General features: G+C 42.4%; 12 protein-coding genes. 5 read left to right on the top strand and 7 right to left on the bottom strand.

The genetic code is table 11. From position 1 onward, the window contains the following. The first annotated feature begins 84 nt into the window (after positions 1-84). The 4 genes from L4C35_RS14355 (at position 85) to L4C35_RS14340 (ending at position 5066) form a co-directional block, all read left to right on the top strand. On the top strand, positions 85-1308 hold the full coding sequence (locus L4C35_RS14355) for an MFS transporter (protein ID WP_428463523.1): 1224 nt from the start codon (positions 85-87) through the stop codon (positions 1306-1308). Then, on the top strand, positions 1277-3082 hold the full coding sequence (locus tag L4C35_RS14350) for an IucA/IucC family protein (protein ID WP_428463522.1): 1806 nt from the start codon (positions 1277-1279) through the stop codon (positions 3080-3082). The genes L4C35_RS14355 and L4C35_RS14350 overlap by 32 nt, the downstream gene beginning before the upstream one ends. A 9-nt stretch (positions 3083-3091) precedes the next feature. Next, positions 3092-4300 (top strand): type III PLP-dependent enzyme, encoded by a 1209-nt coding sequence (locus tag L4C35_RS14345; RefSeq protein WP_428463521.1) that lies wholly within the window; start codon positions 3092-3094, stop codon positions 4298-4300. Positions 4301-4526: 226 nt separating this feature from the next. After that, entirely contained in the window at positions 4527-5066 is a 540-nt protein-coding gene (locus tag L4C35_RS14340; protein WP_428463520.1) for a hydrolase, read from the top strand. Between the two features lie 102 nt (positions 5067-5168). Here the strand turns inward: L4C35_RS14340 and L4C35_RS14335 are convergent, their stop codons facing one another. After that, entirely contained in the window at positions 5169-5930 is a 762-nt protein-coding gene (locus L4C35_RS14335; RefSeq protein ID WP_428463519.1) for a DmsC/YnfH family molybdoenzyme membrane anchor subunit, read from the bottom strand. 165 nt (positions 5931-6095) lie between these two features. Then, the gene (locus L4C35_RS14330; RefSeq protein WP_428463518.1) at positions 6096-7484 is read right to left on the bottom strand and encodes an MDR family MFS transporter; all 1389 of its coding nucleotides are present in this window, start codon (positions 7482-7484) and stop codon (positions 6096-6098) included. 259 nt (positions 7485-7743) lie between these two features. On the opposite strand from L4C35_RS14330, the gene L4C35_RS14325 reads away from it, so the two are divergent. Further along, positions 7744-8283: a hypothetical protein gene (locus tag L4C35_RS14325; protein ID WP_428463517.1), complete on the top strand. Its 540-nt coding sequence runs from the start codon at positions 7744-7746 to the stop codon at positions 8281-8283. Positions 8284-8354: 71 nt separating this feature from the next. Here the strand turns inward: L4C35_RS14325 and L4C35_RS14320 are convergent, their stop codons facing one another. From L4C35_RS14320 to L4C35_RS14300, 5 genes are all read right to left on the bottom strand, one after another. Next, positions 8355-8672 (bottom strand): hypothetical protein, encoded by a 318-nt coding sequence (locus L4C35_RS14320; protein ID WP_428463516.1) that lies wholly within the window; start codon positions 8670-8672, stop codon positions 8355-8357. Further along, positions 8669-10039: a metallophosphoesterase gene (locus L4C35_RS14315; protein ID WP_428463515.1), complete on the bottom strand. Its 1371-nt coding sequence runs from the start codon at positions 10037-10039 to the stop codon at positions 8669-8671. The genes L4C35_RS14320 and L4C35_RS14315 overlap by 4 nt, the downstream gene beginning before the upstream one ends. Positions 10040-10068: 29 nt before the next feature. Next, positions 10069-10872 carry a hypothetical protein gene (locus tag L4C35_RS14310; RefSeq protein WP_428463514.1) on the bottom strand — a complete coding sequence of 268 codons (804 nt, stop codon included), beginning with the start codon at positions 10870-10872 and terminating at the stop codon, positions 10069-10071. Positions 10873-10934: 62 nt separating this feature from the next. After that, positions 10935-17204, bottom strand: coding sequence for a DEAD/DEAH box helicase (locus L4C35_RS14305; RefSeq protein ID WP_428463513.1), 6270 nt, complete (start codon positions 17202-17204; stop codon positions 10935-10937). 14 nt (positions 17205-17218) lie between these two features. After that, a complete protein-coding gene (locus L4C35_RS14300) occupies positions 17219-20539 on the bottom strand; it encodes an STY4851/ECs_5259 family protein (protein WP_428463512.1) in 3321 nt (1106 codons plus the stop codon). Between the last annotated feature and the right edge of the window lie 23 nt (positions 20540-20562).

Raw genomic sequence — 20562 nt, 5'->3', positions numbered from 1 at the left:
GCTAAGAACTTATGTAAATGGAAATTGACGTAAATAAGAACTCGCGCGATATAAAATTTCGCGAAAATGGAAACTAAAATACGAATGACAAAACTCATTTATAGTGTGCTGCTATGCCATTTTATCGCCGCCTTTTCAGCGCTTGGGATGCCGTTATTTCTTCCTATGGTAATACCAGCATTAGGAACAAATATAGAGGCTCAGTGGATTGGAATACTGTTTATATTACCGACACTGTGCACAGCAACTGCATCACGATTCTGGGGATTATTTGCCGATAAGTATAGTAAGCGATTATCACTATTGAGAGCGCAAGTCGGCTTAACCGCTGGGTTTGTGCTGTGTGGTCTTGCGACCGACTTACCCACTTTTGTCATTGGTCTAATTGTACAAGGAACATTCGGCGGAACGATGGCAGCTTCAAACAGCTACCTCTCCAGCCAGATATCTGATCGTAAAAAGCTGGGCCAAACATTAAATAAAACGCAGCAGTCAGCACGATTAGCATTAATTGTGGCGCCTATTAGCTTGGGATTTACCCTTTCAAGCCTAAACCCACTTAATGCATATTTGTGGCTAGCAATACTGCCTTTGTTTGCCTTTGCGATAACGATACATTTACCTAAAGACCAGCCAGTACTCTCTGATCACCAAAAGGACAGTAATAATCAAAGCCTAAATAACGATTCGGGAAATGCACAACATAATGGTCAATTAAGCAAAATCATAAAACCTTCGAACATAATGGTGCAACTTTATATTCTGCAATTCATGTTCGCTTTTTGCATGGTCGTTACCTTTCCTTACTTTGCGCCGTTTGCTCAGTTACAAAGTATTGATAGTTCAACCATGATTGGTTTTTTATATGCTTTACCTCATCTTGTGTACCTACTACTGGCGAGTGTGATCCATAAGTGGTCGACCACCAGCCGCCGTATTCTTCTCGTTGGCTTTACTACGTTGGTAATAAGTAACCTGACTCATTTACTTCCCTATATGAGTTCTCTTATTGTCGCGCGTCTGTTGTTTGGCATAGGGATTGTTTTGTGTTTTCACGGCTTACATCAATCGCTCTCACATCACTTTTGCAAAGCTAACTGTGGGCGAGTATTTTCTCGATTTGATGCAATGTCAAAATGGGGAGGTGTTGTCGCGGGTTTATGTGCTTCTTATGTATCAGGGTTTGGTTATCTGTCTGTTCCTTTCATCATTTCATCATTAATCAGCTTTCTCGCTGTTCTGATGCTCACTTATACGTTTAAAGAATGGGAACAACATGTTATCGACACCAAATTTGCGCACCGTTAATGCGCTCGCAAGCCAAGAGAAAACGCAGTTACAAGCAACGATGGGCATACTCAATTGCTACCTGCGTGAGTATGCGATCCCAAACGATCACTTAGAATGGGAAAGCAAGGATGCAACCGTGCCACTGACCCTGCGTCATTGTAATCGCTCACGCCTTGTTAACCTTAACTTCCCTATTCATAAAGCAAAGATGATTATCCCGGTGAATTACATCAGTGAAATAGGCAAAATTAGCCTTACTGATCGTCCTTGGTTAAAAAAGAAGGGTGAAACATGGCACAAATTAACAGCCGAGCAAACGCTCAACTGGTTATTGAGCTACCTGTCATCAGCATTATCGATCCCATTTAATACCGAGCTAATGGAGCAGCTCTCAAATAGCCTTCAAGTAACAGAACAATTTGTTCATACCGAAGAAAAAAATAACCATCACAATAGCTTCATCGCGAGTGAACAAGCCTTACTTTGGGGTCACGCTTATCATCCAACACCGAAAAGTCGAGCAGGTGTTTCCATAGATGACCTGCTTGCGTGCTCACCCGAAGTGGGTGCAGAATTTCCACTGTACTGGTTTAACGTTGCCAAAAACCTTATTGATACGCTTGGCGATACCAGTCATGGTTTGCACCCACAGCAAGCCATAGAGAAACTGACACCAGAGCATCCTGCCAGTGATGAGCATGTGCTATATCCATGTCATCCATGGGAAAGCTATACAATTCTAGCTAACCCTGCGATCAAGAAAGCCATTGCCCAAGGCTTGATTACACCATTGGGCACTGGTGGAAAAGGAATCCATCCAACATCCTCTGTTCGAACACTTTATCACCCTGATATCAATTGGTTTGTGAAGTTCTCTATCAATGTTCGATTGACTAATTGCGTCAGAAAAAACGCTTGGTATGAGCTTGATAGCGCAGTACAGCTGACTAATATATTAAAGCCCCTGCGTGAAATGGAACAATTACATAACCCTGTATTCAAAGTTATGGCTGAACCTTTCGCCACCACCATTAACTTATCGCGCATCGACGACAACGATGAATCGAATATTATTAAAGCACGCGAATCTTTTGGCATTCTTTATCGCGAAAATTTCACCTTGAGTGAAGTCGACAACCTCCAACCTTCATTAGCTGGTGCTCTCTTTTCTTATGATAAAAACGGAAGAAGCCAAATAGCTAAACAACTCAGCTCGAAAGCGATATCCTCACAATGTAGTTACGCTCAGATAGCTAACTTGTGGTTTGAGCGTTATATCCACTGTTTAGTACCCGGCGTGTTCAACTACTTCTTCAAGCACGGCGTGGCATTCGAACCTCACTTACAAAACACCTTAATTGGTTTTGACCAGAATATGCCTTGCTGTGTTTGGGTTCGAGATTTAGAAGGTACCAAGCTTCTTCAGCAACACTGGCCTGACAGTCAATTACAGTCTCTATCCGAGCGAGCCAAACAGTCCGTTTATTACACTCGAGAACAGGGCTGGAACCGCATTGGCTATTGCACCTTTATTAATAATGTCAGTGAAGCCATTTTCTTCATTGCGAATGGTGAAAAAACCTTAGAAAAACAGCTTTGGCAGCATCTACGACAGGCCATACATCAATGGCAATCAATCAATGGCAAACAACCCGAGTTAGAAGCACTACTCCAAGGTGGCGCGATGCCAAGCAAAAATAACTTCACAACTCGGTTAATGAAAAAAGCAGATAAAGAATCAAATTACACCATGATCCCAGTGCCATGGATAAATGCTCAAGAAGATTGCTAAGGAGAACATATGACAAATGAACAAACGCTACCCACTCATGTTATTGATGAAATTAAAAACCTTGCAATTAGCCATAAGGAAGAACCACTGTGTGCCTATCTTTACGATTTAGATCACCTACGCCAGCATATAAGCACTATGGTTCAGGTGCTTCCTAACAATGTTGAGCTATTCTATGCTGCTAAAGCCAACCCAATGCCGAAGATCCTATCAACACTTGCGCCTTTCGTTAATGGGTTTGAAGCGGCTTCTGGTGGGGAGTTAGCCCACTTAGATCAACAGCAACTCAATAGGCCGTTAATCTTTGGTGGGCCGGGGAAGTTACCTTCAGAGCTTAAACAAGCCATACGCATGGGGGTTGATGCTATTCATGTTGAAAGCTTAGTCGAGCTACAACGCATTGGTGAAATAGCTCGTCAATTAGAAACACCTGTCCCTATTTATCTAAGAATGAACATCGACATCGGTGAGATAACACTGAGTAAACTCGCGATGGGGGGGAAACCGACTCCTTTTGGTTTTGACGAAAATGAATTACCCAATACATTACAAGTTTTGAAGGATTACCCTCACATTGAATTGAAAGGATTTCACTTTCACTTAATGTCCCATCAATTAAGTGTGAAACGACACCTTGCATTAATGCAAAAGTATTTCTCCATTGTTAAGCACTGGCAGTCTCAATATCAACTTGGCAAGCTAGCTATCAATTTGGGCGGCGGAATGGGTATTAACTACCTGGATCCGCATGCGCATTTTGCTTGGGCAGAATTTTGTGACAAATTAGAATTTTTGATTGCGACGGAGGGTATGAAAGAGTGGCAGCTAAGATTTGAGTGTGGTCGCTTTATTAGTGCCGCTTGCGGGTACTATGTAATGGAAGTACTCGATATTAAAAAGAATCTTGGTGAAAACTTTGTTATTGGCCGTGGCGGTACTCACCATTTCCGTACCCCAGCGGCACAATCGCATAATCACCCATTCGCAATTGTCGCCAATCATAACGACACTTTACCGTTATTGCCGAAAGTAATACTCGAAAAAGTGACATTGGTTGGGCAGCTTTGTACACCCAAAGATGTGTTAGCTACTCAACAAGACGTAAAAGAAATTGCGATTGGTGATTACCTCGTTTTCACCTTAGCTGGCGCTTATTCATGGAACATTTCACACCAGAATTTTTTGATGCACCAAGCACCGATTTTCCACTATTTCTAATCATTATGATGGCCAACAGCTAACAGATACGCACTTACACAGTAACTGCTGAGTAAGTGCTATCTTTACACTTTACAATCCTGCTCACCGCCCTAGTCTTTTTCAGCCGTTAACTTCAAATTACTTTGACACAAACATATAAGCTAAGCCAATGAAGCTGCTACACTTTATCTATAAACGATAGTTAAATTAACAACCACACGGACGCTATATTTAAGGACAAATTATGCTCGATGCTGATAACACTGCACTTGTGATCATTGATGTTCAAGGCAAACTTGCCCAAATCATGCACCAACGCGATGAACTATTTACCCAATTACAGATAATGGTGAAAGGTGCACAGCTAATGAAGTTACCAATTATTTGGGTGGAACAAATTCCAGATAAGCTGGGGGCAACTATTCACGAGCTACAAGCCTTGCTAACAGATCAGTCCCCTATCGCCAAAAATACCTTCAGCGCCTGTGGTAACCAAGCATTTCAAGCTGCATTAGAAGCGAGCCAATGCAGTAACATTATAGTGGTTGGTATCGAAGCACATATTTGTGTTTATCAAACAGCGATGGACCTTCACCAAGCGGGTCATCATGTAGAGATTGTCACCGATGCAGTCTCTTCACGCCACCCAGCTAATAAACAGCTCGCATTGGATAAAATGGCCCTCGCGGGTATAAAAATGACCAGTACTGAAATGGCGCTGTTTGAGTTACAGCGCATTGCCGAGGGCGAGCAATTTAAACAACTACTTTCCATCATCAAGTAAGTTGCACGCGGGAATAAACGAGCAAGAATAAAACGTAAAAAGGCGATGCTATTTAGCACCGCCTCTGTAATTTTACTTATTTTTAATATCGATACTGTTCAGCTATACACCCACACCAGCAAACAATGACGATACAAAAATCAATAATAGCGCGAACGTCATGACACCTTGCACAGGCTTAGATCGTGTAATCAGAGGCATTAACCAAACCCCTACCGCTGCCACTAATAAACCAAGACTAATGATTTGAGCAATCAAAGGCCCAGTTTGATTATGCGTTTCAATTAAGGCTTCAAGATCACCAAGCTGGCTAACTCCCGTTATAAAACAGATAATCGCCAGTGCCATTCCACCTAACGGTAAAATACGATCAATGGCTTCAACCTTGTGCTTTGCTCTCACTAAAGCGGCATGCGCCAGCATCATACCACCGACCAGAGTAGTAACCATAAAGTGAGAAACCACCAACCAGTGTGTCGAACGAATAACAAAGCCATTCACCAGATAAGCAATGCCCAGCACCATGACATTAATGAGTAAGATTTTACGGAATCCATCCGTAGCCAACAACCCCTTCTCTACAAACCAATAGCAAATCGCAAAGCCAAAGAACACAATCGCAAGCAGCACTTCATTCGTCAGTGAGTATGGTGAATGTTCCTGCATTAACATCAGGTTACCTTCACGCAAAATCAGGGAAATAAATAGCATTAACCATAATGCAGGCATAGTTCGATGAACGCGGTCACTCTGCCCAAAACAAAGTTTGCCACTTAAAATCACACAACCTAACGAAATAAATGCACCAATCGCGAGCTGAGAAAACACGCTCGACACAATAAATGGCCAATCGGACCAGGACATGAAAACCTCTTTTCCTGCAAAAACAGACAGATACAATATTACAATGATAAAACTGTCATTTTGAAAGCAAGTATTCTGCCTTAACAAGACACAACACACCAGTACGAAAAAGGCGTGCCACGCACGCCTATCTATTTGATATGATTTTAAACTGAGCTTAAACCGTTAATTATCTAATGACTGATGCCGTAGCATAAGTAAAGTCAGCACTAGCGCTATCACAGCAACAATCGCCATTCCACCATAAATAAAGTTAAAGCCTTCGGCTAGTTGAGCAGAAGAAAAATCAGCGAGCGACGTTTGACTATGGCCATCAATATTTACCACTGCACTGGTTGACGATTTTGATAACTGAAAATGAAAAAGTGCTGAACAAAATGCAACGCCAATCGCTCCGCCAAGTTCACGCCCATAACTGAACATCGACATCCCTATACCACGATCAGCCGGTGGCAACACATTTTGTACCACGACACTGAGCGATGGGATGGTAAAGCCAAGCCCCAAACCTGCGAGCCCAAGAGCAAGCGATACATACTGATCACTGTGTAAAATCCATAACGCAATCGCAGCCAGCAAAAAACCGACCACAACGAACGGTTTATATTTCCCCCTACGTGCAATCAGCTTTCCGCTACTAAACGCTCCTATTGTGATGCTGAACATGAAGATCATCATCAACATACCGCTTTCAGATGCTGTCATCTGCTTTTGCCACTGCATCTGTAGGGGTAAATAGACCAGTACAGCAAACATTAGCAACTGCGACAGCATCATCAAACCAACACTCATCATATAACCATCAAGGTGAACCAAACGAGCTGGCAAAATAGGATCTGTCTGTTTGCGCTCAACCAAGACTAAAAGCAAAGTCGCAACAAGTAAAACAGGAACAAGAATATAATTGCTGATAGTTGATTCTGGCGATACCACTAGCAACAACACAGTAGACAACAACATCAATAAGCCAGCACCCAACCAGTCAAATGAAGAGCGTCTACCTTTACTTAAGTGGGATAAATTTCTGTTCACCAACCACATTGCCAATGCACCTAACGGCAAGTTAATCCAAAAGACCCAACGCCAATCGGCATGCTCAGCAAAGAAACCACCAAGTAATGGCCCAGCAATACTTGATACTGCATAGACAGCAGAAATATAACCTTGATATTTCCCCACATCTCTTGCAGGAATACAATCCGCAATCACGGTAAAAGCAAGCGCTAATAGGCCACCGCCACCAACACCTTGCAATACGCGCCCCGCAATTAAGCTCGGTAAATCTTGTGCTAAACCACAAGCGATAGAACCTAAAACAAAAAGAACAATACCAATATTTAGCATGCGGACACGCCCAAAGATGTCGCTTAATTTGCCATAAACAGGCAGCACAGCAGTTGCTGCTAATAAGTATGCAGTAATCACCCAAGTCAGTGCTTGGCCAGCACCTAGCTCTTTACCAATAATAGGTAGAGGCGTTGTCACAATACTTTTTTCTAAGGAGCCCAGCGCGATCACTAATGCGACACTGGCCAAGACAGTTTGCGGCTTCATTACAATCTCCAACAATATTCAGCGACACCATAATGCATTTGTTAATGAAGGTACATTTAACTATTCGTGTTGCATCAATTAATTTCCCAAGCAACTAGATGTAAGAGGTAACACACTCTTTAATAAGCACTATTCTACTTCCATGCAGTCATGTTAACGGCAATTCTAGAGATAGTTAGCGCTTCGCCATGCAGGAGTGACAGCGTCACCTATAATTAAGTGCGTTCTTTTCAAGGCGGATAAAATCCGAAGATGAATTATGAATACAAAACTAAATATCTTACTTACCAGTACGCTGTTGGCAGGGCTATCTTGTAATCTCTACGCCGCTGATAGTAGTCCAAAAGAAATGCTAGAAGATGCACTCAGTGCCGCGCCACCGACGTTGAAAGAGAAAGTCACAGTGCTGGACTGGGAAAAAAATGTTCTGCAAAAAGGTGATAGTCGCTACACCTGCTTCCCAACGCCTCCACAGCTCGAAGGCAAAGCACCTATGTGTATGGACGAAGCTTGGATGGAATGGGCTGATGCATGGATAAACAAAAAACCTTTCCAAGCTAAGACTATCGGTATTTCTTATATGCTGGCAGGCGATCAAGGGGCAAGTAACATCGACCCTTATGCAGAAGGTGAAACTGAAGAAAACCAGTGGGTTAAAGAAGGCCCGCACCTAATGATCATCACCCCCGATCAAAGCTTACTGGATTCGCTCCCCGTTGACCCACATAACGGTGGCCCTTATGTGATGTGGAAAGATACCCCTTACGTCCACATTATGATCCCTGTGGGAGAGCGATAAGTCGCGGCTAATCTTATTTATGAGTAATAAAATAGCCCTGTTAGTAAAAGGGCTATAAATTTAAAATAAAGTTATCGCTCATTATTCGCCAGATTCCCGCTATTTCCTTTGTACCAAGTTAGCCATTGCTGATAATTAGGAAACGTGCCACGATCAGGAACAGCTATCTCACCATCATGATACACACGTAGCGTCAGAAGCTCATTTATCGGGTGACATACAATAAGATCATGCCCTTTGTGATACACCTCTTTCCGTGGAAAATCACGCTCTAGACACAGCTTAACCGCCTCTTTCGCATCATGTGTACCATAATTAACTAAGCTCTCTTCTTGACACGTTAAACGTAACAAGCGCGCTTGTTCTTTTCGGGCTTGATAATGACTCACTTTCCACCGACTACATTATTCAAGCTTTTCCACTCACAAACTAGCTCATGGGCAATACGCTGGCATTTGGTACGGACATGGTTACTGGCATCTTTACCAATAATGATCGTTTCAGCAATAAATAAATATGCGGCTAACTCTTTAGGCTTTTCTGCTTGAATTAATGTAATTGCATCATTCACATATGCATCATATTCATCGGCTAATTCCTCACAACTACCCACGTATAACGGATCCCAATCAACAAGCAAGGTATTCTGGACATGAATAGCCAATTTTTCAGTTACTTCTGAAGGCTCATTATTCAAATGAGCCAAGCTATCAATATAGGACGCCATTATTTCAAAAGTGCCAAAATCTATATGACTACTAATATCAGGCGCATCGCAAAACACAAAATTTTCTTCTGAGACCCTTGTTGAAAGCTCATCTTCGTCATCGTCTAGCGACATAAAATAACCGACTAACTTACCATCTTTGCTAGCTGCGTTATAGTCGACACATATAACACTTTCGCTTAGCGGTTTTGGTAACGTATTCGGTGGGGGTGGTAACGTATAATGACCAACCACTACTGGAACTTCAATGTTTTTACCTTGCAACTCAGATGGCAACGGTAAGTCAGGGATATGCTTGCGCTCGCTAGGTTGAACAATACCGATTTGCTGATAAGTTTCAGCATAAGATTTCCACCAACCCACACGGAGGTGACGACGTTCAACACCATTCTTATCATTAAACGAATAGCCCTCAGGTAGCTCAATTTCAGGGCCTTTTAATAAGGTTTCACACAGCTGATAAAGCTCGTGTGAAGAATCAAAAGCATCATACCAATATTCATCTTTCAATGAATTATCAGCATTCAGGTACGGTTTTAGTTTATCTACGGAATCTTGATCCCAACAAGCATGAATACACCTTACCGTTTCGAAATCAAGTAGAAGAGGTAAAGATTTAAACCAATTAACCCAATAGTGATGTTCTTCGCTATTTTCTACAACCTGATCTAAAAACAACTGATGCTGCTTTACATTGCCAGCTTTAGTGTGGCTCCGACAATACTCACCATTCGCTTTTTGTAGCATCCAACCAATCGCATTAAACTCATGATTTCCCATTACACAGAATGCATCACCAGCATCAACTAACGCCTTTACCTTTTGTAACGTGGCAATATGCTCAGCGCCATTCCCTAGCTTGTTATCAATCAAATCACCAAGAAAAACAATTTGACTGTGAGCATAACTACTCAACGCCCTATCTTCATACAAAAAGTCAGCTTCAATAAGAAGGCTATCCAATTTGTCATTCTGGCCGTGAATATCTCCAATAAAGAATAACATTTCCGTTGATGCTTTTAATGCCATAGTAGTTACCAATATAATTCCTTACTTATTCAGTCTAATTCAATAGGATGTGGATTTTCGAGAAGAAGAGTATTTCCAACATACATTGCGTACCCTGAATTCAAACGAGGTTGATAATTTTCAGGCCAACGTTCATCCGCTATATTGTCTATAATATCAGTTAAATAAACACGTGTTCCATCCTTTATTTCAGGAGGGATGATATATGCTAAAAATGGATGGTAACTGTTAATTAAAAGCTGACTATTGGTTGTTTTATTAACCTCAGATAATGACGACCCAGCCAACTTAACCAGCATACATTCAGCAACGCTATCAATATGAGGAGTAATAGTATCAACTTCAGAACTATTTTCTTCAAATACAGAAGATACTTCATATCCCCCACACATATTTTTACTTAACCTTACAGTCCTTGACGGTGCAGTCAGTATATCAACAGCAACAATTGCCAGCTTATAGCCCATTTGCTCCGCTCGCGTCATCGCCTCAAGATCGCGAGCTGCGACAATAACGGGAGCATTGTCATTATTGCAGGAATGACACTTCTCAACGTTTTCTTCAAAGTCACCAACTACTTCGATAGATTCACACAGCTTATTCTCATCAAAATAAATGCAAACATCAGGCTTTAATTGCAATAAAGCTTTAATTTGGGGCTCACTAAAACTGGTAATATTCAGCACTTCTTTTTGGCACACGCCACAAAACCTAACAAATTCACTTTTTGTCCAAGATAATGCATCCCAATTATTATGCACATAGCCATCAAACTCAGCTAATAATTCACCATTTGATGAGTGCAACTCACTAGTATCTAAATCAAGCCTCATAAATCGACCTCAAGTTACATTCGCTATTTATATGCACTCAAAACAATGAGTGCATATACGTATTACCTTTCCTGATAAGTAATATCTGTAGACCAACTTTCACTATTTTTAACTGATAAATCTCGCTCCAAACTCGACAACAAACCAAGTTGGTTCTGTAGATCCGAGTTAAAATCATATTTTACAGTTGAATATATAGTGTACGGGTCACTAAGCAGCCAATAACCAACACCTTGATCTAGCTTAAGCTGGACAACCCTACCAGATGCAAACAATAACGTTATTAAACGCCTATGTGCTATATCGCTTCTTTTACTATGGCACACAAATTTTGGCTTAATCGATGTTTTATGCTCAAGCCACACTTCGTAAGCATTAGAAAAATCATCCTTATTCTGCCAATCATGATGAAGCATTCTCCCTGAACGATCTTTTTCATGATAAAGCGTCTCTATCGTAATAGAAGAAACCTCTTTTTTTACTTTGCAAAGGGCGCTAATAAGTTGGCCAATCAAAAGTAATGATGAGGGGCTTTGAATATAACGGTCGCTGTAGCTAATCGATATTAATTCATTATTGCTAAGTAATTTCAACAAAGCTTGATCTCGTTTAAATAACGTCATCCAAAATGCATCACCAAAGTTGGTTAGCTTCCCGTTTAGTTGGCGATCTACCTCTATCGAATCATTAATACTATTATTTTGATAGTCAAAGGTAATATCGAAACATGACGTTACCTGTTTAGGCTCTACTTGAGACAAAACAACAATCCCGTTTGCACAATGCCAATTTACACCAGGGCACATATTTAGGCTCTCAGATGTAGCCACTGTAACAACCTTATCAGCTTTAATAACTTGAACCGCAACCTGAGATTTACTGCACTGGCCTATAGCTAATATTACGCCCATCTTCTGCAGCAACCAAAGCTCTTCCTGAACATCGTGTTCCAAATCTTTTTGTGGCACGACTAAAGTAACATTCAAGTTATCCGATGACAGATAAGTAATGATCGCACGTTTGAAGTTCGGGTGAGTAAGATCCCATTCTGCTACGTTATCACTTAGCCAAAGAATAATACTGCTTGCGCCATGATTTATCTCATTACGTAACGTCAACGCTATTGATGTTGGTTGATACTCACCACCAACAAAAGCCGCCAGTTCTTTCGGTAACTGATTAAACATTAAAAACGCTTTGCCTAACCAAGTAGATGCAATAGCACTATCTATGAGATCAACATCATGGCGGGTATCCGATTCCAGTAAACATTCACTACAACCACTATCACATTTGTCGCATTGAAGGTTAGTACACATTTTGGTGAGCAAGCTTTGTATGTGGCGATTAGCCGAGCTAGCAAAGCCCGCACCACCAGAAATCGAATCGTAAATTTGAATGGCCATTGCTGGGATACCATTTTCTACGATTGCTGGTCGCACTGCATAGCCTAATTCTGAAGTTGATATCCCCAATGCTTCGGCCAACGCTGATCGTAATGCAACAGAAAGCGTCGTCGCGATAACTCTTCCATCCGTACTATCGGGAATATATTCATTGCTAATTGGGTGTTTAAGCACAAGTTCAAATACATCAGTCTTAGCATGGCAACCAAGGTGGATGTCTTTCATCAAAGTACCCGAACCATCACACGCGACTTTCCCTTCACCGGTTTTGTCTTTTTTCGCCGCTTTTAATGGCCTGTGAGGATCATTTGGGTTCAGTTCCTTAGGATAATCACCATTTCGGGTCAAAGATTCAGCGCGACCGCAGCACAAACACAACGCATAACCCGTACCGTTTGCACCAGAAGTATGATTGAAAACCGTCCCTTCCGTTGTGGATAGCATGTACCCCATATTACTATTTGGCAACGGAATCGGATTTGCTTTACCAGCGGAAACCCAAGCAGACTCTACCGGTATAAACTTCTGCATTGAAATATCATTAGTTGGTGAATAATAGAAATCGGTAGCAAAACCTGTAGGCTGAAGCACTTGCCTAATATGACGCTTCTTGATTGGAGCGCCGCAGTTAGGATTCGTACAGTTCATATCTAAAGAGGCAGCGGAAACTTCAGTCTCATAGCCGGTTTGACCACAGCAGTCGCATCGCCACGCTAAGTCAAATTTCTGGGCTTCGGTTGCTCCTGTATCTGATACGTTATGCCAATGAAGGGCAACACCACCGGAACGGAAAACGCGACCATCGAGTACAATTTCTGCTCCTGGTGCATATTCTCGTATCGCGACCGCCAAGTTACGGCTTGGTAAGCCTCGGAAACGAGAAACGTTATCTTCACGTTCTTCTTTTTTGGTACGTTTACGTTCTTTTTCCCTCATAAAATCTTCAACATTGTTATTGTCAAAGTTCACCACATCTGTTGGGAAACCATAGCCCGGTAAAAACGCCTTAGATGCTAACTCCCGTAATAAATACTCTTTACCTAAGCGAATTTTCTCGATGCCAAGTCTGTACGCATAGGGAGTATCTACACCAGCCGTTTTTAACTCTCTCTCTAAATAGTGATATTCCTTAAACCATTTATCTTTAAGCTGAGCAATCGAGGTACAAGCTTGCTGACGCAGTAGGTTCGGTTGACTATTCGCCAGTACCGTCCCTCTAACTAATGACGACACATCACTATCCCACTCATGGCTATCACAGCTTAACCATGCAAGAAAATGGTCACACACTGAATCGCCTTGTGGCAGGTAGAACCACTCTAAATTTAGCGACGTTTTCTCAGTCGTGGTCGTGCCAATTGAGTGCTTCAAAAACAGGGATAGAAGCAACGAATTTACATGCCGTTGGACAAGTCGATCCGAATTAAATGCGACATATGGCGCTGGAATTTGCGTCACAAATGGCCACTTGGGGTTGGCAAAAACCTGCTGATCATGCGGATTACCCTTACACAAGGTATAGGAAATCGCACGAGATTCTTTGCTACGACCAGCACGACCAGCCCGCTGTAAGTAATTAGCAGGGTGTGGTGGCACATTGTTCATAACAACAGCGGTAATACCGCCGATATCTACACCCATTTCCATTGTGGTAGAACAATTAAGAACGTTGATCTTGCCTTTCTTAAACAGATCTTCGTAATCATTTAGCCGTTCGGCACTTTGCTGTGCTGAGTGTTCAGCTGTACGGTAATACAAACCACCTTCGACAGCTCTGTCATTGATATCCGTCCACAGGTTTCTTTCACGTAATCTCGTTACTTTATGGTCTTCTTTTACTTGCGTGCGGATCTTAGTCAAGGCTTTTTGATAATCTAACTGATCGGCTTCAAACTCCCAGATATGAGGAAGCGCGACCTCTTCACATCGATAGGCGTCGACATCATCAATTTTCCGAGGTAAATAAGGGGTAAACCCTTTAAATGCGCATGACAATAACTTGTTAGTTACTGGACAGACGTAAGCTTTTTCTGACAGTGAAAACACAATACTTTCACGATTTAACGCGAATTTTTTGTTGTCGGATTTTAGAATTTTTGCATTATCGGTCAAGTCTAACCAAGCTAACCTCAGCCAGTCATTAACAATGTCTTTTCCATAATTGGTTTCTACATCCACTCCGGAGCCAAGCACTAGCAGTTTCGCTAAACGATTAAGAACTACCCCTCGAATCTGTGGCCACTTTTTGATGCGCATTTCATCATTTTCTTCCGAGCTGGGAGGGATCAGATCTTTAGAAGAAAAGCGGCTACCTACCCATTTACGCCATCCATCTTCTTCAATGCGCAAAAAGCTATTTTCTCTCACATAGAAGTCTAACGACACTCTAATAAAATCAAGCCAGTCTTGTAACGTTAAACCAAACTCTTCCCAACGTTTCGGGCTACGCTTTATGTTTTTCAGACCAAGATAATCAATACTTATCAAGCCTTGTGTTTCCGAGCTGTTTTGTCTTTTAGGTCGTCGAGCAAACTCTCGGAACAACAACAAATCTGCAAGTTTGAGACTACCATCCGTACTTTTAAATACTTCTGGCGACATGTACTGATTGTATTGAAGCATTGCTCCCTTAAAATCACTTTTACTGGCAAGCTCAGACACCATGCTTTGCCACGTAAGCGTTGCCAGTTTAGGCGACGAAGTGCCTGACTCTAGCTCCTTTGCTTTGGCTTCTAACTCTTCCGCAGGACCATTCATCCCCATTCCACGGAGAATCTTTGCTTGCTCCAGCAAAGCAGCTGCATCAACCCCTTCAACGGGCTGATTAATGTTTTCAGGTTGAGCAAATTGCCTCTCACGTAAAACTTCAACAACCGCGCCACGGAGCATTGAACGCTCAGCCTCTTGTTGCATCCGAACTGATAAACGTGCCGTACCCTGGCGGCTATCAGTAAAAGTGATCAGCCTACGTCCTCTAGCAGGTAAAGATAGCGGTCCCAACGCACTATCTGACTCACTAATATCAGGACAATACTCCAATAGAGTAGGTACAACATTAGCGATATAGAAAGGCGCGCCAAGCATCGCCCGCCTAAATGGAGAGCTGCCATTAAAACCAGAGAAACCACAATCACAACACACTTGTTCACTGGTGATATCATGGGTTAACTCGTAGCCATTGTTTTCTAGCGTCGCAATTCTGCAATCTTCACCAATTTTAGTTTGTGCATAGAAGCTCTCTTTATCGAGCTTTGATGCAAATATCTCGGGTAGACTTGAACTTGCATCTAAGTCTTGTACCGCAGGTTCGTCGTCATCAAACGACTCATGTTGCAAAGAAAACTCATCCCCGGCACTACCATTCCATTGTGCTAGCATACCTTTTTTGTCTCGCCCCATCAGGTGCGGTTCATTACACTCAGTACAAAAGCTCAATTCAAGAATGGGGGCACCGCAATCACACTTTTGCCGTTGCACAGTATAGACATAGCCAAATGGCCACCCACCCTCTAGTATTGTGTTTTTCTTACAAGCGCAATTTTTATCGATACAACTCCACAAACCGTTAGTCATTCGCTGGAAAAAGTGAGCTCGAACTTTAAGAAACGCCTCCTTAGAGACGTTCGGTTTAGTACCTGTAAGTAAATCTAACCATCGCAGCATCTCACTTTGAGGCAGTAAACGCTGATTTAACTGAACGCTGACCTGATGATTTATTTCAAGAAGCGTTAACGGTTTTTTACTATTCACAACCACATCACGTATAGCATGAGCAAGTGTTGAAGATTGGATAGCATGGAAACGCGCCGCTGATACTTCAGGATCAGCTTTCTTCTTACCTTTTTTATCTGCTTCACCCTTAGGTTCAATCAGTTCCAACTGTTCTAGTGAAGACTCATCGCCATCAATAAAATCCACGTCAGGGATCACACGACGGCCATCAATCACTTTAACTTGATCTGTTGATACACCCGCCAAATCGGCTAAATAATGTTTGAGCTGCTCGTTTGCATCAGCTCCAGCAATGGTTGCCGATGTAGCAACAAACCGTACATTCTTCGCTTCCACGCCAAATGCTTGCAAAACGCGTCTAAGCTGAAGTGATAACTCAGCGGCCTGAGAGCCAACATAAGTATGCGCTTCATCTAACACAATCCAGCGTAGTGACTTTTCTTGCCGTGACCGCTCAATGATTGGTGCATCCACCTGCCTAACCAACATATACTCAAGCATGGTGCCATTGGTCACTAAAATTGGAGCTGGCGCTTTACGCATCAGCTCTCGTGACATTACCTCATTTGGCCGTTCCATCTGGGCTTTACGTACTTTCTTCTCACTATTCTCTGTGTTGCCATTGTACAAACAGTAACGAATACCCTCATCAAAATGCTGCGTCCAGGCATCAAGACGTTCTTGCTGAGAATTAATCAACGCATTTAGCGGATAAAGGAATAAAGCTCTTACGCCTACTAACGGTGATCTTTTTTGCCGATACTCACGATAAAGGTCTTCCAGAACAGGCACCATAAAACATTCCGTCTTACCTGACCCCGTCCCCGAAGTAACAATCGCAGATTGCGCTTCATCTGCTAATAGCGTATTCCATGCTTCCAGTTGGTGTTTAAACGGATTGAATCGCGCTTCAAACCGATAGCGACCATTCGACTCATCATCCAGAGCATTTACTACTGCCTCAGATAATAGTGAACCTTTTAGCTCTTCGAACGTGGGATCTGCAAACTCCCAACCAAACGTATGTTCAAATAAAGGCGGAGCAAGAAAAGCTTCACCTTCACCGCAATTTGCTGACATTTGCTGACTAAGATGTGTACGCAAGGCGGGGTTAGTTATCCCTAACACACTCAGTGTTGATTCTTGCGCTCGAGAAATAGATTGCTCGACTAATTCAGAAAAATAGCGTGTCATTGAAAAGTCCTTACTCAAGCATTATTGGCAAAATAGGCGATAAAACAACGATATAATGGCTCAAACCATTCGCGGTCAAAATCTCTTAATTTGCGAAAATGGAAGATTGCATCCGTTGGTATAAGGTCAGATATATCACTTGGAATACGATTCGAAGCCATTGCAGCCGTAAATAGCGGCAAATAAACCACACCCGTTTGAAAGCCTGCGTTAACAGTTAGGTCAACTGGCGACAGCTTTAAATTAAGACACCAGAGCTTAATTTCATTACCGTACTCAGTTGGCCAGCTATTGTCTTCACTGTGTTGACGTAGTAAATCTTGGTACCAACCTTGGGCCATAACACTCATCATTGGTGCAGGGAAAGCCTGTGGTTTTATGCCCGATTTTAAATATCCAGCAACAGTTTCACTCAAAGCCGGAATTGCGAGGGCTAATTTGTCTATTTGCGTAGCGCTCACTTGCTCAACCACTTGATCCGGCAAACCCGCGGCTGATAACGCCTTTCTCATTAAACTAGCAGCATGGAACCAATCATCAATAGAGATAAACTCCCAAAATACAGGTAACTCACTTTCAAGATGAGAGATAAATTTGTCATCACACTCAAACTTGAAAACGGCAACAGCCAAAGCGCGATTATCGCGAACTAAATGACGCCATACTTCAAAGGTTGAAAGAGGTAAATGTGAATAGTTTCCATAAGTTTCTTTCATGTATTGCCAGCTTGTGTGTGCCCAACTTGCACGCATTTGCTTGAGTACATCAGCGATCACATCTGGTTGGAACCTCGGGTGATAAACCATAGATGCCTTTTGCAAAGTATTAACTTCATCGACATTGCAATCCCCCTCTATAGCTGCAATGAATTTTGCACGAAACGCAACGTCAGACAACTTATCTGGCACGATAAGCCATGGCCCACGGCCAAGTTCTGAAATAAATGATGGCAACTCATATTCGCCCGTTACCACCCCTTCACTTTCTCTGCTTATCAGCGGCATTGGCTTTTGCTCTGGCGCAGAAAGTGACATAAGCACAGGTTTTACTTTCTCAGACGACAACAAGGCTTGTGAACGGACAAACACCGTATTATCCACTCTGTTATGTTCAAGCGTTGTAGAATAATGGCTGACAGAAAAGCGCAACGACTTTCCTGGGCCAGTCACAACAAGTTCAACTTCACCGTCCAATTGTTCAGTGAGTGAAAGTAGCTCTAGCAATGCGTCTTTCAAACCATATAAGCTGACTTCTACTGGCTTATCCGTGACCCGGTAGTGCCAGCGAAAATAAGGTAATTTAGATGAACGACCACGCTGATGAGGGGCAATTGCTTCAATTTGAAACTCCGCAGGTATTCCGCGTGGAGAAAACAAATGCAGTCGACTGCCAAGTAGGCTATCGATAGTCAATTCACTTGCGAGTATCCTACCTTTAGCGTTATAAGCAATTGCACCACGGGAAGGAAAAGGAACCTCAATATCAATCGGCTCTGAAAGCACACTTGCGCGAACTTGAAGAGAAACCGTCGCAGGAGGTGCCGAAATAGCAGAAATTTGAATTACAGTAGCACCAGGCTCCTTATTAATTGCATCTACTGTTACGTTTTTAGAAATAACGCGGCAAACACAAGGCGAAGCAGTAATCACCTTAACAACACCTTCATTCGGCGTCTTACCACTTTGTATCACGATATCAAAATCGTTAGGTAAAATACCCACTCGCTTTCTCAGCAAAACCAAGCCTTCAGAGTTTCTTACACTCAAAAGCTGCCTGCCATTTACTTCAGACTGGCTGATTAAACTAGCCTCAGTATTCCCTAGGTAAGTCTGTAAACCCGCTAAGTTGTTCATATCACAACCATGATCGCGACATACTTTAGGAACGCCTTTAAAAACCAACGCAGGAGAAGACTTCCAAAGAAGCTGCTCCCCACCAAGAATTAGGTTTGCACCTAGAAAGCTTTCCGAGCCTGTGGATATAACATACCGCTCTTCACCGTTTAAAATGACTTCGCAACGCCCTTCCAGCTCTTTTAATGCCAAATTGGAAAAACATAATTTCGTTTCAAATATATCACCATTAATAACATTGATTTTCGCTGAAGTTGGTAATAACACTCCCACGCGTTGCTGTTTTACACTTATCGACGCCTGCCCAACTACACGCCATTGTTCACCTTCACTTACCAAGGTTAGCGGTGTATCCCCAACATCTACCGCACTTGCAGCTAGGCGAATTTCAGCCAACTTACGGCCAGCCTGCATAGCAACAATATACAGTTCACTATCTGGATTTTCGCGACGTACTAACACCTTGTGGTTACGCATTCTTACGTGCGTTTGCTCCCCTTCAAATTGCGCATAGCCAGTACCTAAAGACGCAACTTGGTTTTCACCTTCAAAAACGGCCAACTCTAGGCGGCTACTACTCAATTGCTGCTTGGGTAATTCAAATTGACAGCGATGAGGTAGCGATATACGTGTAGACACAGCCTGATTAGAAAAAGATAAGTAGTGTTTGCAGCTCAGCTGTTTTCTAACTTTGGCTACCTTACGTACTTCATCTGATGCACAAGTCAGCAATTGGCTCAAAAATGCCAAACCTGTAGAATCTTCCAGGGGCAAAGGGAAAGTCTCTCGCCAACGAGGGAATTGAGAATCTAGGTATTGCGCGGGATTGGGTTGGCTATCTAAACCAAATTGATAAACTAATTTATCAAGCTGATCGACCATACTGGCAATCAGATCGATTGATTCTTGCCCCTGCAACGTTTCAGGCAGTCGAAGAATCTTGTGCTTAATCAACTGCGCTATTGCGCCACTCCCAAGCTCTTTTGCATCCTGATAGTTTTCGAAAATAGAATAAAAAGCTATTTGGTAGTTATTAGTGTCACTAGACAACAAATTGGAAGGCAAACCGCCTTCACGAAATACAGATCCTAAGTAATCATTTCTTTCTGAGCTGTACTTTGATAACGGTCGGCCCCAATAGCTTTGTAAGCCACGGCTTACCACATCGCTAATTTGTTGCGGTGTAAGTTCAAATGAAAGCTTGTCAAAAATTGGCTGCCAACTCCATTCACGACTATATTCACGACGAAACCACTCAGAACAATATAATGTGAATACCCCACACCACTCACGAGTAAACGCAGCATTAATGCCAAATTGACAGCTATCGATCAGCAGCTGTTTTAGCGAACAGTACTCTTCATTAGTAATGTGGTATTGATAGAGAGGAACAGCTTGCTGGCGGCGCTCTGATCGTGATTGCAAAAACTGCTCTAACCAACTAGAAATAGATATTTTTTTTATCGCAACAGGTGAGCTCATGCTTTGATTTACTCTCGTATTAT

The sequence above is a fragment of the Photobacterium kagoshimensis genome (genome assembly GCF_050337045.1).
In the GTDB taxonomy this organism is placed as follows: Bacteria; Pseudomonadota; Gammaproteobacteria; order Enterobacterales; family Vibrionaceae; genus Photobacterium; species Photobacterium kagoshimensis.
The sequence above is the reverse complement of the archived record's forward strand: the minus strand, read 5'-3'. Positions and strand labels throughout refer to the sequence as shown.

Bases quoted from the DNA above. Each gene is read 5' to 3' on its own strand.
- L4C35_RS14335 (WP_428463519.1), bottom strand. From the start codon at position 5,930: ATGTCCTGGTCCGATTGGCCATTTATTGTGTCGAGCGTGTTTTCTCAG.
- L4C35_RS14350 (WP_428463522.1), top strand. From the start codon at position 1,277: ATGTTATCGACACCAAATTTGCGCACCGTTAATGCGCTCGCAAGCCAA.
- L4C35_RS14305 (WP_428463513.1), bottom strand. From the start codon at position 17,204: ATGACACGCTATTTTTCTGAATTAGTCGAGCAATCTATTTCTCGAGCG.
- L4C35_RS14310 (WP_428463514.1), bottom strand. From the start codon at position 10,872: ATGAGGCTTGATTTAGATACTAGTGAGTTGCACTCATCAAATGGTGAA.
- L4C35_RS14325 (WP_428463517.1), top strand. From the start codon at position 7,744: ATGAATACAAAACTAAATATCTTACTTACCAGTACGCTGTTGGCAGGG.
- L4C35_RS14330 (WP_428463518.1), bottom strand. From the start codon at position 7,484: ATGAAGCCGCAAACTGTCTTGGCCAGTGTCGCATTAGTGATCGCGCTG.
- L4C35_RS14345 (WP_428463521.1), top strand. From the start codon at position 3,092: ATGACAAATGAACAAACGCTACCCACTCATGTTATTGATGAAATTAAA.
- L4C35_RS14355 (WP_428463523.1), top strand. From the start codon at position 85: ATGACAAAACTCATTTATAGTGTGCTGCTATGCCATTTTATCGCCGCC.
- L4C35_RS14300 (WP_428463512.1), bottom strand. From the start codon at position 20,539: ATGAGCTCACCTGTTGCGATAAAAAAAATATCTATTTCTAGTTGGTTA.
- L4C35_RS14315 (WP_428463515.1), bottom strand. From the start codon at position 10,039: ATGGCATTAAAAGCATCAACGGAAATGTTATTCTTTATTGGAGATATT.
- L4C35_RS14340 (WP_428463520.1), top strand. From the start codon at position 4,527: ATGCTCGATGCTGATAACACTGCACTTGTGATCATTGATGTTCAAGGC.